The following is an 18,190-nucleotide window of genomic DNA, read 5'->3' as shown; positions in this document are numbered from 1 at the left end:
TGGATGAAGAGCACCAGAACCGTCCGGAGGACGCCTCTCAAGCGGGCCGCGCATAACGGGCTTATGAAGCACACCTTGTTATGGGCTGGACTGGGCGTCGGAGCCCTGCTGGCATACCGTCGCCTGACCGCAACCCCGCTCGAACTGGCAGGAAAGGTGGCGCTCGTCACCGGCGGATCACGTGGCCTGGGCCTGATCCTTTCTCGGCAACTGGCCGCCCAGGGCGCTCATCTTGTCATCGTGGCGCGTGATGAGGGCGAACTTCGCCGCGCCGAGGAAGAACTCGCCGATCGGGGGGCGCGGGTCCTGGCCATCGTATGTGACGTCGCCGACCCCGATCAGGTCACGGCCGCCGTCAAGCGCACCGTCGACCACTACGGCCGTCTGGACATCCTGATCAACAACGCCGGCATCATTCAGGTGGGACCGCTCGAAACGATGATCCTTGAGGACTATCACGCCGCGATGGACGTGAATTTCTGGGGAGCGCTTCACTTCATGCTGGCGGTTCGTGACACCATGAAAGCGCAAGGGGGCGGAAGAATCGTGAACATCGCCAGCATCGGCGGCAAGGTGGCCGTGCCGCACCTGGTGCCCTACGCTGCCAGCAAATTTGCGCTGGTAGGTCTCAGCGAAGGCTGGCGCGCAGAGCTGCTGAAAGACAAGGTGCTGGTCACGACCATCTGCCCGAACCTGATGCGCACCGGCAGTCCACGCAATGCCGAGTTCAAGGGACGCCACGAACAGGAATACCAGTGGTTCGCCCTGAGCGACAATCTACCCGGGTTGTCCCAGAGCGGCGAGAGTGCGGCGGCGGAAATCATCGACGCGCTGCGCTTCGGTCGCGCCGAGGTGGTCACCGGAATTCCGGCAAAGCTGCTGGCAACCTTTCATGCGCTTTTCCCCGGTCAGACAACCAACCTGCTGGCGGTCGCCAACACTTTCCTGCCTGCACGCGGTGGCATCGGCACGCAGAGCCGCAAGGGCTTCGAGAGCGAAACCCCGCTCACACGTCGTTTTCCGCTCAAGGAACAAGCAGAACTCGCGCACAACCAGGAGTGAGCGAAGTAAATCGGGAAAACGTGCATGGGTACGTCAGCCGCCTGCTCCGCCCGCACGCTCGGGCCCTGCCGATCAGAGGTGACCCTGCGGGCCGTTTTCCCAGCCAGCCAGGATGTGGACGTGGGTATGAAAAACTTCCTGTCCTCCCTGCTTGCCCACATTCACCGTCAGGCGGTAGTCGGGCGAGAGGCTGCGCGCCACCTGGATGGCCGTCTGCATCAACTCACCCAGCTCGCTGGAGTCGTGGATGTCGTCGAGACGGGCGCTGAAGCGCTTCGGAATGACCAGGACGTGAATGGGCGCCCGAGGCTGGATGTCACGGATGGCAATATAGGCGTCGTTCTCGAAAACGATGTCGCTGGGAATTTCCCGGTCAATGATCCGCTGAAAGATCGTCTTGTCGCTCATACCCCGAGTGTACCCGCGAAAACAGCTCCCGTACGCCCTGCAGCGGGGTAACGTCACCCCGAGCGACGCGGGAACGCACGCACTGCAGCGAGGCGTGACCGACGTTTCGGACGAAGGCGTGCCACACTTCCTCACGCAGCAGATCCTCGAACCACGAGACGGTCTGTGCGTCGCGTTTTTCCTGAATTCGGTGCGGCCCCAGCCGTTCCAGGTAAAACCGAACCGCTTCCCATACCGCTGGCACGCCTTCTCCGGAGAGGGCGCTGGTCTGCAGCACGCGAGGTGTCCAGAGCGCACCATGAGGGGTCAGCAGCCGCAGGGCGTTGCGCAGGTCGCCCTGCGCTCGGTTGGCGGCAGCGCGGTCGGTCTCGGCCTTGTTAATCACCACCAGATCGGCCAGCTCCATGATGCCTCGTTTGATGCCCTGCAACTCATCTCCGGCGTTCGGCAGGGTCAGCAGCACGAAAAGGTCAGTCATGGCGGCCACCGCGACCTCGCTCTGCCCCACCCCGACGGTTTCCACCAGAATGACGTCATATCCGGCCGCTTCGCACAGCAGCAGGGACTCGCGGGTACGCCGCGTCACGCCGCCCAGGGTACCCGCGCTCGGGCTGGGCCGGATGAACGCCTGGGGATGCACGCTCAGGCGGGACATCCGGGTCTTGTCACCCATGATCGAGCCTCCCGTGCGCCCAGACGAAGGGTCCACGGCCAGCACTGCCACTCGGTGGCCCGCCTCCGCCAGCAGCAGGCCCAGGCGCTCGATGAACGTGCTCTTCCCCACCCCTGGCACGCCCGTCAGTCCGACCCGCACAGAATGGCCCGTGTACGGCAGCAGCTGGATCAGCAGCTCCTGGGCGGCCTCCGCGTGATCTGCGCGCGCACTCTCGGTCAGCGTGATGGCCTTGGCCAGCGCCCGCCGGGAACCTTGCCGCAACTGCGCTGCCAGAACGTCGATCATGGTGTCGACCCGAACCGCACGATCGAGGTGTCTCCAACCTCGCGGGGCATCAGCTCACCGTTTGGCGCTCGCGCAGCAGCCTCAGCACTTCTCGTGCCGCTTGCGGAATGACCGTACCCGGTCCGAAGATGGCCGCCACTCCCGCCGAGCGCAGAACGTCGTAATCCTGCTGCGGAATGACTCCACCGGCGATCACCAGCACGTCCTCGGCGCCTTCGGCGCGCAGCGCTTCGATCAGGTGCGGGATCAGGGTTTTATGACCGGCGGCCTGCGAACTGACCCCGACCACGTGCACGTCGTTCTCGACTGCTTGCCGGGCAGCTTCCTCGGGAGTCTGGAACAACGGGCCCACGTCCACATCGAAGCCCAGGTCAGCGAACGCGGTAGCGATGACCTTGGCGCCACGGTCGTGACCGTCCTGCCCCATCTTGACGACCAGCAGCCGTGGGCGGCGTCCCTCTTCACGCCCGAAGGCTTCCACGTCATCCAGCACAGCCTGAAAATCCTGGTCTCCCTCATACCCCTGGGCGTAGACACCGCTCAGGGTGCGGACCTCGGCCTGGTGGCGGCCCCATACGCGTTCCAGGGCGTCTGATACCTCGCCGACGGTGGCGCGCGCGCGCATAGCCTCAACGGTGAGGGCGAGCAGGTTACCTTCACCGCTCCGGGCACCCGCTTCCAGCGCCGAGAGCGCTTCCTCGACCCGCCGGGCATCACGGGAGGCACGCAGTTCCTGCAGCCGGACAATCTGACCTTCACGCACCCGCCCATTGTCGATGTCAAGCACTTCGACCTTGACGTCATCCGGTGCGCGGTATTTGTTGACACCGACGATGACGTCCTCACCCCGGTCGATGCGGGCCTGCTTGCGTGCCGCGCTTTCCTCAATGCGCAGCTTGGGCAGCCCGGCCTCCACCGCCCGCGCCATCCCGCCCATCTCCTCGACTTCCCGGATGATCTTCAGGGCTTCATCTGCCAGATCCCGGGTGAGTCGCTCCATCATGTAAGACCCCCCCCATGGGTCCACGACATACGGGATGGCCGTTTCCTCTTGAATGATCAGCTGCGTGTTGCGCGCGATGCGGGCACTGAACTCGGTGGGCAGCCCGATGGCCTCGTCGAAGGCGTTGGTGTGCAGGCTTTGTGTGCCGCCGAACACCGCCGCCATGGCCTCGATGGTCGTGCGGATAATGTTGTTGTAAGGATCCTGTTCGGTCAGGCTCCAGCCGCTCGTCTGACAGTGGGTGCGCAAGGCCTTGCTGAGGGGATTGACTGGACCGAACTGTTCCATCAGCTGTGACCACAACAGCCGTGCGGCGCGCAGTTTGGCCACCTCGACGTAGAAGTTCATGCCGATGGCAAAGAAGAACGACAGTCGGGGTGCGAATTCGTCGACGCCCAGCCCTTTGGCGAGGGCGGCACGAACGTACTCCAGGCCGTCGGCCAGGGTGTAAGCCAGTTCCAGGGCGGCGTTGGCGCCCGCTTCCTGCAAGTGATAACCGCTGATGGAAATCGAGTTGAACCGTGGCATTTCGCGCGCAGTGTACTCGATGATGTCGGCCACGATCCGCATGGAAGGCGCCGGAGGATAGATGTAGGTGTTGCGCACCATGAACTCTTTGAGAATGTCGTTCTGAATGGTGCCGCTGAGCAACGAGCGCTCGACGCCCTGCTCTTCGCCCGCCACGATGAAGGCACCCAGCACCGGCAGCACCGCGCCGTTCATGGTCATGGAGACGCTCATCCGGTCAAGGGGAATTCCGTCGAAGAGCAGCTTCATGTCCTCAACGCTGTCGATGGCGACTCCGGCTTTGCCGACGTCACCCACCACGCGGGGATGGTCGCTGTCGTACCCCCGGTGCGTGGCCAGGTCAAAAGCCACCGAGAGGCCCTTTTGACCTGCGGCCAAGTTGCGCTTGTAAAACGCGTTAGACTCCGCCGCCGTCGAGAAACCAGCGTACTGCCGGATGGTCCAGGGGCGCCCGGCGTACATGGTGGCGCGCGGCCCACGCAGGAAAGGGGGTACACCAGGCAGGGCGTCGAGCGCTTCTGGAGGCAAATCCTGCACCGTGTACAGCGCTTTCAGGGTCAGGCCTTCCGGGGTTCTGGTGTTGAGCGCTTCGGGTTCCCGCTTCATTTCCCGACGTGCCAGTGCCTCCCAGGCGCTGAGGTTGTGCTTTTCGTCAAACTTGGTCATTGGTCACCCTCCGGCGAAAATCCGCAGCCAGGCCCAGGCCAGGACGTAAAACAGGAAAAAGCCGCCGGTAAACAGGGCAATCGGGGCCCACAGGACTTGAAAGGCCGCGACGACCATCGCCAGAAAATCCCGCCAGTCGAAGTCGGGCACCGCAGCCCCACGGACTCCTCGCCCGCTGGCCTGCGGCCCTGTTGGGCCCGTCGATTTCAGGACGCGCGCGTCCGGTTGCTGTTCGGTCACCCGCTTATGATGGCACACTCTCTAACGAGCGTTTGGGGGCACGGCTGGGGGCCTCACGCGTCCCGATCACTCAGTTGGCGTACTTCACAGTGACGCTGTAGATCCGGGTGACCTTACCTCGCGCCGGCACGTCGACCCGCACGAGCAGTCCCTGCAACACCCGCTCGACCTGACCGCTGACGGCGACGTTCCCGTCAATGAGCTCGCGCAATTCCGCGCGCAGTGCGCGGTCCTTGTCGTTCTGCACCGTCAGCGTCACACGGTAGGACGCGCCATTCTTGTCCTGCGTGAGCACCTGCACGCTGCGCGTGAAGCTCACATCAGGGTCGGCGCCCAGGTCGAGTTCAGCCGCCTCACCGATCGAGGTGTCGTTCAGACGCACCTGACCGACAATGCGGCCCTCATCCCGCACGGTCATCATCCCGGCTGGCAGCAGCACGTCAGAGCGCAGACGGTAGTTGCGGTTGAGCTTGCCGCTTGCCGCGCTCACCGAAAACCCGCTGGTCAGCCCGGCGTAACGCTCGAAACTCACCTTGGGCGTCAGAAAGGGCACGGACAGCGTGCTGTCAGGCAGCAGCGAAAAACCCTGCGCCAGGGTGTAGCGGTACAGGCCCCGGCTTTCACCTGCGGGTGTGACCTTGGGCGCGGCCACTGCGTCTGCGGGGCCCGCTTCCATCACACCACCCCGAGCAAATGGCTGCACGGGCGGCTCGCTCACGTTGACCTCCCCGGCGAGCAGTTCGCCGGTGCTGACTTCCACAGCTTCGTCACTCGAATTGCGGATCTCGGCCAGGGCTGTCAGCGAGGCGGTCGTACCGCTCACCTTGAGGGTGTAGCGGGGCTTCCAACTGAGGGCGCGCGTCAGGTAACTCAGGGTGGCGCTTCCGCCCGCGGTCACGCGGAAGGTGACGCTCGGGGTGGGAGCAAGGGCATTCTGAGGCGGCAAGGCATCAAACGCGAGCTGCTCGAAACGGACATTGCGGTAACGGCCCGCGGCGTCGCGGATCAGCAGGTCACTGGCCCGAATGAGCGTCACGCGCTCCGCGCGGCCATCTTCCATCAGGGTGACGTGCTTGCCTTCCTGCGACGAAAGCCAGGAGAACTGCTGGCGCTGTAAGTGCGCCAGCACATTTACGCCCTCCAGATCGAGACTTCCGGGCAACACCTGGTTCCAGACGTTCTGGGACAGCGTCACCCGAAACTCAGGTGCGCTGACCTGAACGCGCTCGCGCACCTCGGCGAAGGTGGAGTAGATCCGCACTTCGGCAGCCGAAGCCGAGCCCAGCAACAACACTCCGAGCCAGAATCGTTTCATGGATTCAGTCTTCACCCTAAAAGCTGATTCCTCATGAGGACGGCCTCCGCCTTTCCCCGGCGCGGCCCCAAGGACCGAGGGGCATAAAAATACAACAAGGCCCGCAGTGATGCGGGCCTTGTCACCGGACAGCTGAGTACAGCCTCCAGAAAATTCAGAGAACGTCGTCGCGGATACAGGCCTTGAAGTGACCGGGGGCCACTTCGCGCAGCTCGGGCACAACATTGGCACACTCGGGGATGGCGTAGCGGCAGCGGGTGCGGAACACGCAGCCTGAGGGTGGATTGATCGGGCTGGGAATGTCGCCTTCCAGAATGATGCGCTTGCGCTTCACGGTGGGATCAGGCACGGGAGCTGCAGACAACAGCGCCTCGGTGTACGGATGCTTGGGGTTCAGGTAGAGCTCTTTGCTGGGCGCCACTTCCATGATGCGGCCCAGGTACATCACGATCACGCGGTCGCAGATGTACTCCACCACGGCCAGATCGTGGGCGATAAAGAGCACTGTCAGGCCCAGCTCTTCTTGCAGATCCTGAATGAGGTTCACGACCTGCGCCTGAATCGACACGTCGAGCGCCGACACCGGTTCGTCAGCCACGATGAAGCTGGGGTCCACTGCCAGGGCGCGCGCGATACCGATACGCTGACGTTGACCACCCGAGAACTCGTGTGGGTAGCGCCGCATGCTTTCGGGGACCAGACCGACCTTGCGCAGCAATTCGCCGATGCGCTCGACGCGCTCCTTGCCCGGGTGCAGATTATGAATCTGCAGCGCCTCGCCGATGATGTCGGCGACCGTCATACGCGGGTTGAGGCTCGCAAAGGGGTCCTGGAAAATGATCTGCATTTCGCGGCGGTAATCACGCATCTCGGCTTTGCTGAGCTTGGTGACATCCACGCCGTTGAAGACCACTTCCCCGCCGGAGGGCTCGATCAGGCGCAGCAGCGAACGTCCCACGGTGGTCTTGCCCGAGCCGGACTCGCCGACCAGTCCGACCACCTCGCCGCGCTTGACCATGAAAGAGACGTCTTGCACGGCCTGTACATTTGCAACCACGCGTGACAGCAGACCTCCACGAATCGGGAAGTACTTTTTCAGGTTGCGCACGTCCAGCAGGGGCTGGCCCATCGGGGGCAGTGCGTCCATGCGCACCTGATTCTTGGCGGCAGCCTTTTCAGCAGTGGTCACAGTCCCCTCCAGAGACGATGAGGATGAGTCAGGACACGCGAGCGGTCGCTCGCGAGCGTTCGGCCGGTCACAGTTCCCTCCAGCGGATGCAGCGTGACATGTGGCCCTGGCCAGTGTCTTCGAGCGCGGGCACGGCTTTGCGGCAGTCCTCGACGGCGAACTTGCAGCGTGGCTCAAAGGCGCAGCCGGGCGGCAGGCTCAGCGGGTTGGGCACATTGCCGGGAATGGCTTCCAGGCGCTCTTTCTTACTCGACGCGTGCCCTTCGTACTCGGCGGCATGATCGACGCGCGGAATGGAGTTCAGCAACCCCATGGTGTACGGGTGCTTGGGCGACTTGAAAATTTCGATCACGTCGCCCTCCTCGACCACCCGCCCGCCGTACATCACCACAACGCGGTCGGCCATTTCGGCGACCACCCCAAGGTTGTGGGTGATGAACAGGATGCTCATACCAATTTCTTCCTGCAGTTTGCGCATCAAGTCGAGAATCTGCGCCTGAATGGTCACGTCGAGGGCCGTGGTGGGCTCGTCGGCAATCAAAAGCGCCGGATTGCACGACAAGGCCATGGCGATCATCACACGCTGACGCATGCCGCCCGACATCTGGTGCGGATACTCGTGCACGCGCTTTTTGGGGGCGGGAATACCGACGAGTTCCAGCATGCCGGCGGCCATGTCCATGGCCTCCTTTTTGCTTTTGCCCTGGTGCAGCATGATTGCTTCGGCGATCTGGTCCCCGACGGTGTACACCGGGTTGAGGCTGGTCATCGGCTCCTGGAAGATCATCGAGATGTCGTTGCCACGAATGCGGCGCATCTCGGCTTCCGGCAGTTTGGTGATGTCCTTGGTGCGACCGTCCTTGCCGGTGAAGAGCACTTCGCCTTCCACGATCTTTCCGGGAGGCGAGGCGATAAGCCGCATGATCGAGAGACTCGTGACCGACTTGCCCGAGCCGGATTCGCCTACCACGGCCAGTGTCTCGCCTTTGTTGAGGTGAAAAGTTACGCCGTCCACCGACTTCACCACACCGTCGTCGGTGTAGAAGTAGGTTTTCAGGCCATTCACCGCCAGCAACGTATCCGTTGCGACTGTAGTCATTGCCACTCCTTTAATGCTTTCTGAAACTGCACTGCAAGAATCATACCAAGTTTTTGTATGTCTGGACGTGCCGTCAGGGCGTACCCGCAAGGTTTCGCGGGGAAGTATCCCCGCGAAACCTGACGTTTGCGTCCAAAGCGGTGAACGGATCTATTGACGTTTCCTTGGATCGAGCGCGTCACGCAACCCGTCGCCAAGCAATTGGTAACACGCCACCGTGAACACGATGAAAAAGCCTGGAATCAGAACCCACGGACGGTCCGTAATCGACGACAAGCCGCCTTCGCGCGCCTGATTGAGCAGACTGCCCCAACTCGCGTACGGCTCGACAGCCCCAATGCCCAGAAAGCTGAGACCCGACTCGGCCAGGATGGTACCTGGTATGGCGAGACTGGTCGACACGATCAGGAACGTCGTGATCGAGGGCAGCATGTGCCTGAAAATGATGCGTTTGTCATCCGCGCCGAGAGAAGTCGCTGCTGCCACATAATCAAGCTGCCGCACCGAAAGCAGCTGGCTGCGCACCTCACGCGCCAAACCGCCCCAGCTGATGAATGCCAGGATCCCCAGAATGACGTAGAGCGCCAGAATCGGGTTCATGTCCGCCGGGAAGATCGCCCGGAGGGAAATCAGCAGAAACAGACCTGGAATTGCGGCGATCACCTCGACCAGACGCATGATCAGGTTATCAATCAGACCACCGAAATACGCGGCGATCGCGCCCATGATAATCCCGATGATGGTTGAAACCAGAACAGCCCCCACACCGATGGTCAGCGAAATCTGCGCCGCGTAAAGGCTCCGGCTGAAAAGATCTCGACCGAAGGTATCTGCCCCCATGATGTAGAACCGCCCCGGCTCCTGTACACCGTACAGGTGCAGGCGGCTGGGGAACAGACCGAACATCCGGTATTCTTCACCCTGCACGAAGAAGTAAATCGGATAACGCTGGCTGGTGTCGGGCATGTACTCATTCTGGAACGTCTCCAGGTTGAGTTGTCGGCTGTAGCCATACACAAACGGCCGGGTGAAACGTCCGGTTTCCGGATCACGGAACTGAGGCGGGGTCGGGGGGTGGAACTTCGTGATGTTGTCCGTGCTGTACTTCGACAGCGGGTCCGGAGCAAGAAAGGGCGCGAAAATGGCGATCAGGTACAGCATGATCAGCAGCCCGCCGCCAATCTGTGCGAGGCGGTGCTTGCGAAACTGTTTCCAGGCGATCTGCCATTGCGATTGGGACGTACTCTTGTTCACCGACGGAGTTTGCGGGGTGGAAACCACAGCGTCAGGCATAACGGATCCTCGGGTCGACCAGGCTCAACAGAATATCGCTCAGCAGATTACCGAAAATCAGCAGGATGATGCTGACCAGGTTGAATCCTGCCAGAACGTACAAGTCTCGGGAAGCGAGTGCGTCGAGCAACATCGGAGTAATGCCAGGATAACTGAACACTACCTCGATCAGGCCCGCTCCCCCAATCAAGGCCGGCAGAAGAGAACCGATACCGGCGATGAACGGAATGATCGCGTTGCGCAGCGTGTGCTTGTAAATCACCTTGAATTCGTTAAGCCCCTTGGACCGCGCAGTACGCACGAAATCCGAATTCATGTACTCCAGCATCTGCCCACGCAGAACCCGCGTGAACCCTGCCATGGTACTGAGTGCCAGCACGATTGCCGGTATCGCCACATGCTTGAGGACATCCAGGAACTTCCCGAATGGCGTGAGCTCGTTGTAATTGTTCGATGTCATGCCACCCACTGGAATGTCCCAACCGGTCGCAAAGCGCACCTGCAGAATCACGAAGATCACCAGGATCGCCAGGAAGAAGGTGGGAAAACCCAGCAGGATATACATCATGGTGCTGGAAACCTTGTCGCCCAGGCTGTATTGACGAACAGCCCCGTAGACCCCAAGGGGAATGGCCAGCAGGTAGAAGATGATCTGGCTGAGCAACACCAGGTACAGCGAGTTCATGACCCGTGGCGCGATGACCTGGGCCACCGGCTGTTTGTACGCGAAAGAGTCGCCCAGATTACCCTGCAGCAGTTCTTTCATCCAGTAGAAGTACTGCACGATCAGCGGCTTATCGAGGCCGTAAATACGCCGCAAATTGTCGATCTGCTGTTGAGAGATGTTGGGGTCGAGCAGCTGAATGGTCAAAAAGTCACCAGGGGCCAGTGAGATGATGAAGAAAATCAGCAGCGTGGCACCGATGACCGTCGGTATTGAGTTGACGAGCCGCCGAAGCATGAAGGGCAGCAAGACGTACCTCCAGAGGATGAGGGTAGCCCACAAAAAGGGCTACCCCAAGAAGAAACAAACCGGTTGAGAACTCAGCGCCTTACTTGATGTACGTCAGGGCCTGAACGCGGTGGCCGTAGTAGGCGTCCATCATTTCACGCGGGTACTGGCCGCCAAGGCGGCTGTTGTACGCGACGTGAAAGTTCGGGGCGGCGAGGTAGACCACCGGCTGCAGTTCGGATTCGACCTTGACGAGCTGCGCGCTGATCTGCTTGCGCTTGGCGACGTCGAGTTCCTGGTCACCCTGGAAGTACAGCTTGGACATCAGTTGCTCTTGCGCGGTGAGGCACTTGCCCGAGCGGTTGTACGAGTGCAGGTTACCAGTGCAGGGAACCACGTTGCTGCCGTAAGGCCAGATGTTGGCGCCACCCGAGAGACCGAGCAGAATCGCGTCGAAGGGGCGCTTGTCACCGGTGCTGGTCAGCTGGTTTACGAGGACGTTGAAGTCGATCGCCTGCGCGTTGACCTTGACGCCAACTTTCTTGGCTTCGTCGGCAAAGACGCGCATCAGGCCTTCACGCTGGTTGTTGCCGGCGTTGGTGGCGAGGCTGAATTCCAGGCGGCGGCCCTGAGCGTTCACCAGCCAGCCTTCGCTGTCCTTCTTGGTGTAACCCAGTTGTCCAAGGAGTTTGGTGGCTTCCGCGAGGTTGTACTGGTAGCGGGGAGTGTTCGTAGGGGCCCAGGCCTTCTCGAAGATGGGGTACAGGCTGTAGTAGCTCGGGGAGCCCAGGCCACCGTACACCAGGTCAACCATCGCCTGGCGGTTGGCGATGTGGCTCATGGCGCGCCGGAAGCGCACGTCACGGAAGAGCTTCTGCTTGTCCGCGTTGTCGCCCTGGTTCCAGTTGAAGGTGATCCAGGTGCTGCTGGCCTGCGGGCTCACGTTGGCGATCAGGCTTGCACGCAGGTTGCCGCCGTCGATGGCACGCTTGATCTGCGCCAGCTGGTCGGCGGTGGCCACGGGCACGGTGTCCAGTTCGCCCGCCACAAAGGAAGCAATGTTGGCGTTCTGGTCCGCGACGATTCGCACCGACATCCGGTCGAGGTAGGGCAGCGCGTTGCCGGCGCTGTCCTTGTTCCACTCGCCCCAGTTGGGGTTCTTGCGGAAGACGGTACGCTCACCAGCACGGTAGTTTTCAACGACCCACATGCCGGCCGACACGATCTGGTTGGCGGGCGTGTTGAGCGTCCAGAGGTTCTTGATGGCAGCTGCGCCACCCGAGGTATGGGCCTTGCCGAAGACGTGGTCGGGCCAGACCTGGTAGGACATGCGGCTCAGCGCGGAGGAGCTGACCTGAGGGAAATCGAACTGCAGGCGGTAGGTGTCAAGCTTACGCACCTGGATGGGCTTGTCCGACAGGAAGAACGAGGCATACGAGTTGCTGCCCACGTCTTTGTCCATATGGATCTTCATGGTCGTGACGAAGTCATCGGCGGTGATTTCCTGACCGTCGCTGAACTTCATTCCTTCGCGCAGCTTGACTACGAAGCGCTTGCCGTTGTTGCTGACAGTGGGCGCCGCTTCGGCCATGTGAGGAATGAACTCATCGCTGGTTGGATCTTGCAGGAACAGCGTCGCACCCGAACCCATACGCAGCGGAATGCTGTCGGCTTCCGAAGAAGTGAAGGGGTTCATCGACTTGAAGTCGGAGATGGCGGAGAGACGCAGCTCGCCACCTTTTTTGGCTGCACTGGGAGCGTCAGCCGACCACTTGGCGGGCCACACGAATGGCGCCGCAAGAGCGGACGTCAGCGACATCGCCACGGCAACAAACAAGGCTTTCTTCATAGGTCCTCCTGGGCTGGTTACTTCTGATCGATACACCGATGACATGCCTCTCGGCATTGAATTCACCAGGGTGATGTATAGGTTTCCAGCGATGCTACTATAGGGTGAACCACATGAGCCGTCAATAGCCCAGCCTCTCACGCTGAATCGAAACAATGGTGTTCCACACGTTGTTTTGGCCATCGCGGGCGGAGCTTCTCCATGGCTCGAAAGCCAAGGAGACTTTCCTGGTATACACGTTCGGCCGCCTCAACCTCAAAGCGCACAAGCAGAGCAGACGCTGCTTCCCAGGCCTGGGAAGCAGCGTCTGTGAATACAAAATTGATCAGCGCGGAATGATCGCCAACAGCAGGCAGATCACCATGAACAGGCCGCCCGCCACCGCAGTCAGGCGCACCAGTCCCCCCTCAACGCCCTGACCGCCGAACAGGTTACCGCCACCCCCCATGCTGGCCGACAGGCCCGCCTGCTTGGGAACCTGCAGCAACACAAAGAATACCAGCACGACACAGACCAGGGCCAGCAGCACTTCCAACAGAATCGAGATCATCGTGACTTCCTTTCAGATTGCGCGCACGGCGCCTGATCGATATGGCTGCATAACTTTGCACGAAACTGCAGCGTTTGTGGCCCAAATTTTGGATGCCGGTACAGCAAGGTGGGGGCCAAACGGCCCCCACCCGATACGTATTGCGCTTGGTGCCGAGGAAGGGACTCGAACCCTTACGGTTTCCCGCTCGATTTTGAGTCGAGTGCGTCTACCAATTCCGCCACCCCGGCCCGCATCCCGCTCAACAGGCCAAATGGGACGTGGAGATGCTATCAGCTCGGCGGAGGCACGTCAACGCGTTTTTGCGCGTACAGCGACGCCGACGCGAAATCCGATATCACGCCTCAGCTGCGCTCCTGGAAACCGGACACGTTCGACCACAGCGTACGCGCGCTCCACGGCCTCATCCAAATCGTCTCCCCGGGCCTGTACTGCCAGCACCCGCCCGCCAGCAGCGACGAGTTGCCCATTCTGAAGCGCCGTGCCCGCATGAAAAATCCGTTCGGACGCCTGCAGGGCGGGCAACTCCACGACAGCACCCTTGTGCGCTTCCCCAGGGTAACCGGGCGCTGCCATCACGACGACAGCGCTGGCGCCGTCGTCGAACTGCACCAGCTCCGGCGTGAGGCGTCCATTGAGGCAGGCCTCGATGATCTTCAGAAGGTCGCTGCGAAGCAACGGCAGCACCGCCTCGGCTTCCGGGTCACCAAAGCGGCAGTTGAATTCCACGACCTTGGGCCCCTCCGCCGTCAGCATCAGACCGGCATACAAGACGCCCACGAACGGCGCTCCTTCACGGCGCAGTCCGGCAAGGGTGGGGCCAAGAATCTCGCGCTCAATGCGGGCATGCTGCTCGTGCGTGAGGGGAAACGGACAAATCACACCCATGCCCCCCGTCATGGGACCGGTATCGTTCTCGAAGATGGTCTTGTGGTCCTGCGCTGTCGGCATGGCCACGGCGCGGGTGCCGTCCGTAAAGGCGAGAACCGTGACCTCCTGCCCGACCATGAATTCTTCCAGCACTGCACAGGCGTCGGGCTGGCTGAAAATGTCAAGCAGCGCCGTCTCGACCTCGTCACGGGCATGGCAGATTGTTACGCCCTTCCCGGCACGCAATCCGGCATCCTTGACCACCAGTGGAAGTGGAAAGCGCTCGGCTGCGTCCCGCGCCGCCGTCAGGTCGGTCAGACTTTCATGGCGTGCGGTGGGAATGCCGTGGCGTGACATAAAGGCTTTTGACCACGCTTTGTCGCCCTCGATCCGCGCCGCTTTGCGGGTCGGTCCGAAGATTCGCAGGCCACGAGCCTCAAACTCGTCGACCACGCCGGCCACCAAAGGAACTTCAGGACCAACGACAGTCAGATCGACCTGCTCGCGTTGTGCAAGATCGGCCAGCGCTGAAGGCGACTGCACAGCCTCGACGATCCGTGCAAACTGGGCGATGCCGGGATTGCCGGGCGTCGCCAGCAGCGCCGAAAGACTTGGCGAGCGCGACAATGCTTCTGCCAGGGCGTGCTCACGCCCTCCACTTCCGATCAGTAACACCTTCATCGATACTCCTTTGGCGCCTCGCATCTTTGGCTGATCGCCTGGACGCCTCACAGCTCAGTACGTCGTCGTGTCCCACTCGTCTGCCGTGACCGCCAGCGCCCGGGCGCAATGGGCTCCGAGCCCCAGCGTCTCTGCCTGCACCAGCAGTTCGCCACGCTTTTCCCAGCGTGCACGCCGCTCACTGAGCGAATCGAGGGTTGTCCAGGCGAGGCGAAGCTCGTCAGTGGAGCGCGCCAAAGACGTCAGAGGGGTGAGATGACCTTCAAGTGCGTCCGCGACAGCGTCTTCCCTGCCCCAGTCGCGCAGCAGGCGTGCGGCCCGCACGCCTTGTGCGTCCGCCGCAACGTTCACGCCGAACTCGGCCTCGATCTCACCAGGCTGCGGGCGGGGAAACGCCAGGCCACGCAGCACCAGCCGCACGGCCTGCGGATAGGCTTCGTGCTCGGCGGGCAACAGGCGCCGCGACAGCGTTTCCTCGGTGTCACCCGCCTGTACAGGCACTCGCTTTTGCAAAATCACCTCGCCGGTGTCGCAACCGGCGTCGACAAAATGCACGCTGCAGCCGGTGAATGCGGCTCCGGCGTTCAGTGCCTGGGCATGCGCATGCAGGCCGGGAAAAGCGGGCAGCAATGACGGATGGATGTTGAGAATGCGGCCGTGCCAGGCGCGCGTGAAGCCGGGTGACAGCAGGCGCATGAAGCCTGCGAGCAGCACCAGCGTAACCTGACGCGAGCTGAGCAGCGTTTCCACCGCCGCTTCGAAATCCCGTGCGCCGCCCGGAGGCCAGGGCACGTGCAGCGCTTCGATACCGGCTGCACGTGCGCGCTCCAGGGCTGGAGCGTCACGCTTGTTGGAAATCACCACTGCGACCTGTCCGGGAAAGGCTTCCAGCAGGGCCGCGAGGTTGGAGCCCCTTCCGGAAGCCAGCACCGCCAGTCTCGCCGATGGGGCGAGCGTCATCACCGATCCTCGGACGGGCGGGCGTCGTGCTTACCCCAGTAGCGCGTGAGGCCCTGTACGCTCATCCACGCGGGGCTGGCAAAGCGCATACGCTCGGCCAGATCCGGTCCTTCTTCTGACAGCTGGGCTTCGAGCCGGTCGACGAATGTGCGGGTCAAATCATCCGAAGTCTCGGCACGTGCCAGACTGTCGCGCACCACCTGCGCGTCACGCTCCATATTGGCGAGCAGCTGTCGCCAGTGCTCCTGCACATCGCTATAACTGCCAAAGTGCGTCAGGTGCACGACCCGCGCGTTCAGGGCCATCAGCCGCTCCAGGCTTTCACGCCACAGCTCGAGATCGATGTCCGGAGGCGGCGTGGGTGCGCGGGGAGACTGCGAGTTCGACAGCCGCACGCCCGCCACGTCCCCACAGAACAGTTCGTCGCCAACGTGCCAGGCAACGTGGTGCACCGCGTGACCGGGTGTATACAGCACTTCGAGCCTTACCCCGCCGAGGGTGAGTGTCTCGCCGCCGTCGACGGTGACCAATCGTGCCTCGGGCACGGCAGGCATACCCCCCCACAACGGGTCCATCTGCTCACCGTAAATCTGCGTCGCGCTCGCCAACAGGCGCTCGGGCCGGACGAGATGAGCGGCGCCGCGCGCGTGAACGTACACGGTGGCGCCACTTTCGCGTGCGATGTTCCCGGCCGCCCCCGCGTGGTCAAGATGAATGTGGGTCAGCAGCACGTGGCGAACCTCACCGAGCGTAAAGCCCAGGTCACGCAATCCCGACCGCAACGCCCCCAGGCTACTGCTCGGACCAGGATCGATCAGGATCAGCCCTTCCGTGCTCTCCAGCACGTAACAGGCGATCACGCCCGCTACCCCCTGAAAGTGCAGGTCGATGGTGTGCATCACGCAAACCCCGTCAGACGCGCCAGGACCAGCACCCCCGCCACCGCGAACTGCACCATTGCCACCAGGCGCAAAGTGCGCGCGCTGCCCGTGGCGCGCAGGGGCCCGATGGCAGCGTACAAAATGGCCAGAGCCGACAGCAGCACGAGCAAGACAAAAACCCACAACATGGCGGAAGTCTACCGGATCATGGCAACGCACGTCACAGGACATCCGTGCCGACGAGGCGGTCCTACTTCACGGGGCGGCCCGACAACTCGACGATCAGCGCGTAGTCGTCGCTTTGCTGCGGATCGTCCAGGGCAGCTTTGTTACGGCCCACAAAACCGCAGCGCTCGCAGCGGTGCACGATGATCCAGCCTTTCTTGGCACTATGCTCCACTCCTACCGGCCGCAGGGGGCCCCGGCAGGGATTGGCGCGGTCACCGGGAAACTCGTCGACGTGCAGGCTCCACAGGCACACCGGACAGTGGTTGCGCACGCTGCCGCTCCGCAGGGGCGCGACCTCGGCGCCGCAATGAACGCAGGTGAAGCCTTCGTTGGTGCCCTGCACCGTAAAGCGGCGACTCAAGGCCGCTCACCCCGACGGGCCTCCAGGTACGTCTCGACGTCGGGCAGCGCGATGAGCGCAAAACCACATCCGATGAAGGCCAGGCCAACAAAGAACACCACAAAGCCCCAGTCGGAGCCCGTCGATGCGATCAGACCCAGCAAGGCGGCCAGCATCCCCCCGATGAACGCCAGGGCCACCGTGAGGTGACGCGCCCAGCGCGTCCCGCGGAACGCCTGTCCGAACAGCCCGGCGGTGAGGCCCAGGGTCAGGAGGTGCCCGCCCACACGCCGCAAATCTCCACGCAGCCACTCGGCGAGCATCGGTGCCAGGATGAGCACCAGCAGCATGCCCAGAATCAGGAGCAACTGCCCTCGTCCACGAAGCACGGCGCCTGGAATCGTCACGAGGCTATTTGAGCACAAGGCGTGTGAACGCTGTGCGACCCGCATCCTGAAGTCGGCAGCCTCCCCCGCACCTGCTCATTCGTGCCGGACGCGCTTGCCCACCCACACCTCGACGGCGCGCAGCCCCAGCAGGACCAGCAGCGACAGGATTGTCACCCCCACCGCGAGCAAGTACTGCTGCACCGCGACGCTGATGCCGATGGCGGCAGACATCAGCAGTGACGCCGCCGTGGTGAGACCTTACACGTCATCGCCTCGGCGGGTCCGCAGGATCGACCCGGCAGCGATAAAACCCACCGCAGCGACGACAGCTTCGACGACCCGGATCGGGTCACTGCGCACATCGGCGGCCAAGGGGAGGAACTGGCGCAGCAGCGCTTCACCAAGACCCACCAGCAAAGCCGCCGCACCCGCGATGAGCATGTGCGTACGAAAACCAGCCGGACGCTGGGCGAATTCACGCTCCAGGCCGATCAGTCCGCCGAGCAGCATGGCGAGCGACACTTCCAGCAGGATGCCCAGTTGCGCGTTCCACTCCATATCTGCCGCCGAGCATAAGGTATATGGAAGCGAAACACACCCACCATCGACCCGTATGGCCTGAGATATGACCGCTCCACGGCGGAGCTGCGAATTGCGGGGTGGTGGGCGTGAAGCGGGTGCGGAACACCAAGAAGCAGTAAATCCCTGCACTGCAGGTGATGGGTT

18 protein-coding genes, 1 tRNA gene and 1 pseudogene are annotated in these 18,190 nt (G+C 62.4%); 1 reads left to right on the top strand and 19 read right to left on the bottom strand.

Annotated elements, in window-relative coordinates:
• Nucleotides 1-63 precede the first annotated feature (63 nt).
• Nucleotides 64-1,062, top strand: a complete 999-nt coding sequence (locus DEIPE_RS16615) for an SDR family NAD(P)-dependent oxidoreductase (protein ID WP_015237138.1) — start codon at nt 64-66, stop codon at nt 1,060-1,062.
• Nucleotides 1,063-1,134: 72 nt separating this feature from the next.
• Here DEIPE_RS16615 and DEIPE_RS16610 read toward each other — a convergent pair whose 3' ends face one another.
• The 19 genes and pseudogenes from DEIPE_RS16610 to DEIPE_RS25415 all read right to left on the bottom strand — a co-directional run bounded on the left by DEIPE_RS16610 (nt 1,135) and on the right by DEIPE_RS25415 (nt 17,974).
• Nucleotides 1,135-1,470, bottom strand: a complete 336-nt coding sequence (locus tag DEIPE_RS16610) for an HIT domain-containing protein (RefSeq protein WP_015237137.1) — start codon at nt 1,468-1,470, stop codon at nt 1,135-1,137.
• The gene (gene meaB, locus DEIPE_RS16605; RefSeq protein WP_015237136.1) at nt 1,436-2,431 is read right to left on the bottom strand and encodes a methylmalonyl Co-A mutase-associated GTPase MeaB; all 996 of its coding nucleotides are present in this window, start codon (nt 2,429-2,431) and stop codon (nt 1,436-1,438) included. The genes DEIPE_RS16610 and meaB overlap by 35 nt, the downstream gene beginning before the upstream one ends.
• 49 nt (nt 2,432-2,480) lie before the next feature.
• Nucleotides 2,481-4,628: a methylmalonyl-CoA mutase gene (gene scpA / locus DEIPE_RS16600; RefSeq protein ID WP_015237135.1), complete on the bottom strand. Its 2,148-nt coding sequence runs from the start codon at nt 4,626-4,628 to the stop codon at nt 2,481-2,483.
• 3 nt (nt 4,629-4,631) lie between these two features.
• Nucleotides 4,632-4,868: a hypothetical protein gene (locus DEIPE_RS24130; RefSeq protein WP_015237134.1), complete on the bottom strand. Its 237-nt coding sequence runs from the start codon at nt 4,866-4,868 to the stop codon at nt 4,632-4,634.
• Nucleotides 4,869-4,938: 70 nt separating this feature from the next.
• On the bottom strand, nt 4,939-6,183 hold the full coding sequence (locus DEIPE_RS16595) for a DUF4139 domain-containing protein (RefSeq protein WP_015237133.1): 1,245 nt from the start codon (nt 6,181-6,183) through the stop codon (nt 4,939-4,941).
• Nucleotides 6,184-6,337: 154 nt separating this feature from the next.
• A complete protein-coding gene (locus DEIPE_RS16590; RefSeq protein WP_052326812.1) occupies nt 6,338-7,330 on the bottom strand; it encodes an ABC transporter ATP-binding protein in 993 nt (330 codons plus the stop codon).
• A 109-nt stretch (nt 7,331-7,439) separates the two neighbouring features.
• Complete coding sequence (locus DEIPE_RS16585; RefSeq protein ID WP_015237131.1) at nt 7,440-8,471, bottom strand: ABC transporter ATP-binding protein; 1,032 nt, start codon at nt 8,469-8,471, stop codon at nt 7,440-7,442.
• A 150-nt stretch (nt 8,472-8,621) separates the two neighbouring features.
• The gene (locus DEIPE_RS16580) at nt 8,622-9,764 is read right to left on the bottom strand and encodes an ABC transporter permease (protein ID WP_015237130.1); all 1,143 of its coding nucleotides are present in this window, start codon (nt 9,762-9,764) and stop codon (nt 8,622-8,624) included.
• On the bottom strand, nt 9,757-10,737 hold the full coding sequence (locus DEIPE_RS16575) for an ABC transporter permease (protein WP_015237129.1): 981 nt from the start codon (nt 10,735-10,737) through the stop codon (nt 9,757-9,759). The genes DEIPE_RS16580 and DEIPE_RS16575 overlap by 8 nt, the downstream gene beginning before the upstream one ends.
• Nucleotides 10,738-10,816: 79 nt before the next feature.
• Nucleotides 10,817-12,565 carry an ABC transporter substrate-binding protein gene (locus tag DEIPE_RS16570; protein ID WP_015237128.1) on the bottom strand — a complete coding sequence of 583 codons (1,749 nt, stop codon included), beginning with the start codon at nt 12,563-12,565 and terminating at the stop codon, nt 10,817-10,819.
• 325 nt (nt 12,566-12,890) lie between these two features.
• A complete protein-coding gene (gene secG, locus DEIPE_RS16565) occupies nt 12,891-13,115 on the bottom strand; it encodes a preprotein translocase subunit SecG (RefSeq protein ID WP_015237126.1) in 225 nt (74 codons plus the stop codon).
• 147 nt (nt 13,116-13,262) lie between these two features.
• A tRNA-Leu gene (locus DEIPE_RS16560) sits at nt 13,263-13,345 on the bottom strand.
• Nucleotides 13,346-13,406: 61 nt separating this feature from the next.
• A complete protein-coding gene (gene purD, locus DEIPE_RS16555; RefSeq protein ID WP_015237125.1) occupies nt 13,407-14,666 on the bottom strand; it encodes a phosphoribosylamine--glycine ligase in 1,260 nt (419 codons plus the stop codon).
• 54 nt (nt 14,667-14,720) lie between these two features.
• Entirely contained in the window at nt 14,721-15,626 is a 906-nt protein-coding gene (purN, locus tag DEIPE_RS16550; protein ID WP_015237124.1) for a phosphoribosylglycinamide formyltransferase, read from the bottom strand.
• Nucleotides 15,626-16,525 carry an MBL fold metallo-hydrolase gene (locus DEIPE_RS16545; protein WP_015237123.1) on the bottom strand — a complete coding sequence of 300 codons (900 nt, stop codon included), beginning with the start codon at nt 16,523-16,525 and terminating at the stop codon, nt 15,626-15,628. The genes purN and DEIPE_RS16545 overlap by 1 nt, the downstream gene beginning before the upstream one ends.
• Nucleotides 16,525-16,695: a hypothetical protein gene (locus DEIPE_RS23635; protein ID WP_015237122.1), complete on the bottom strand. Its 171-nt coding sequence runs from the start codon at nt 16,693-16,695 to the stop codon at nt 16,525-16,527. The genes DEIPE_RS16545 and DEIPE_RS23635 overlap by 1 nt, the downstream gene beginning before the upstream one ends.
• Nucleotides 16,696-16,757: 62 nt before the next feature.
• On the bottom strand, nt 16,758-17,096 hold the full coding sequence (locus DEIPE_RS16540; RefSeq protein WP_015237121.1) for an RNHCP domain-containing protein: 339 nt from the start codon (nt 17,094-17,096) through the stop codon (nt 16,758-16,760).
• The gene (locus tag DEIPE_RS16535; RefSeq protein ID WP_157448906.1) at nt 17,093-17,482 is read right to left on the bottom strand and encodes a hypothetical protein; all 390 of its coding nucleotides are present in this window, start codon (nt 17,480-17,482) and stop codon (nt 17,093-17,095) included. The genes DEIPE_RS16540 and DEIPE_RS16535 overlap by 4 nt, the downstream gene beginning before the upstream one ends.
• 75 nt (nt 17,483-17,557) lie before the next feature.
• Nucleotides 17,558-17,974 (bottom strand): annotated as a pseudogene (locus DEIPE_RS25415) (MgtC/SapB family protein).
• Nucleotides 17,975-18,190: the final 216 nt, after the last annotated feature.

Origin of the sequence: Deinococcus peraridilitoris DSM 19664 (assembly GCF_000317835.1) — a bacterium.
Lineage (GTDB): Bacteria > Deinococcota > Deinococci > Deinococcales > Deinococcaceae > Deinococcus_A > Deinococcus_A peraridilitoris.
This window is presented reverse-complemented; position numbering and strand designations above follow the sequence as displayed.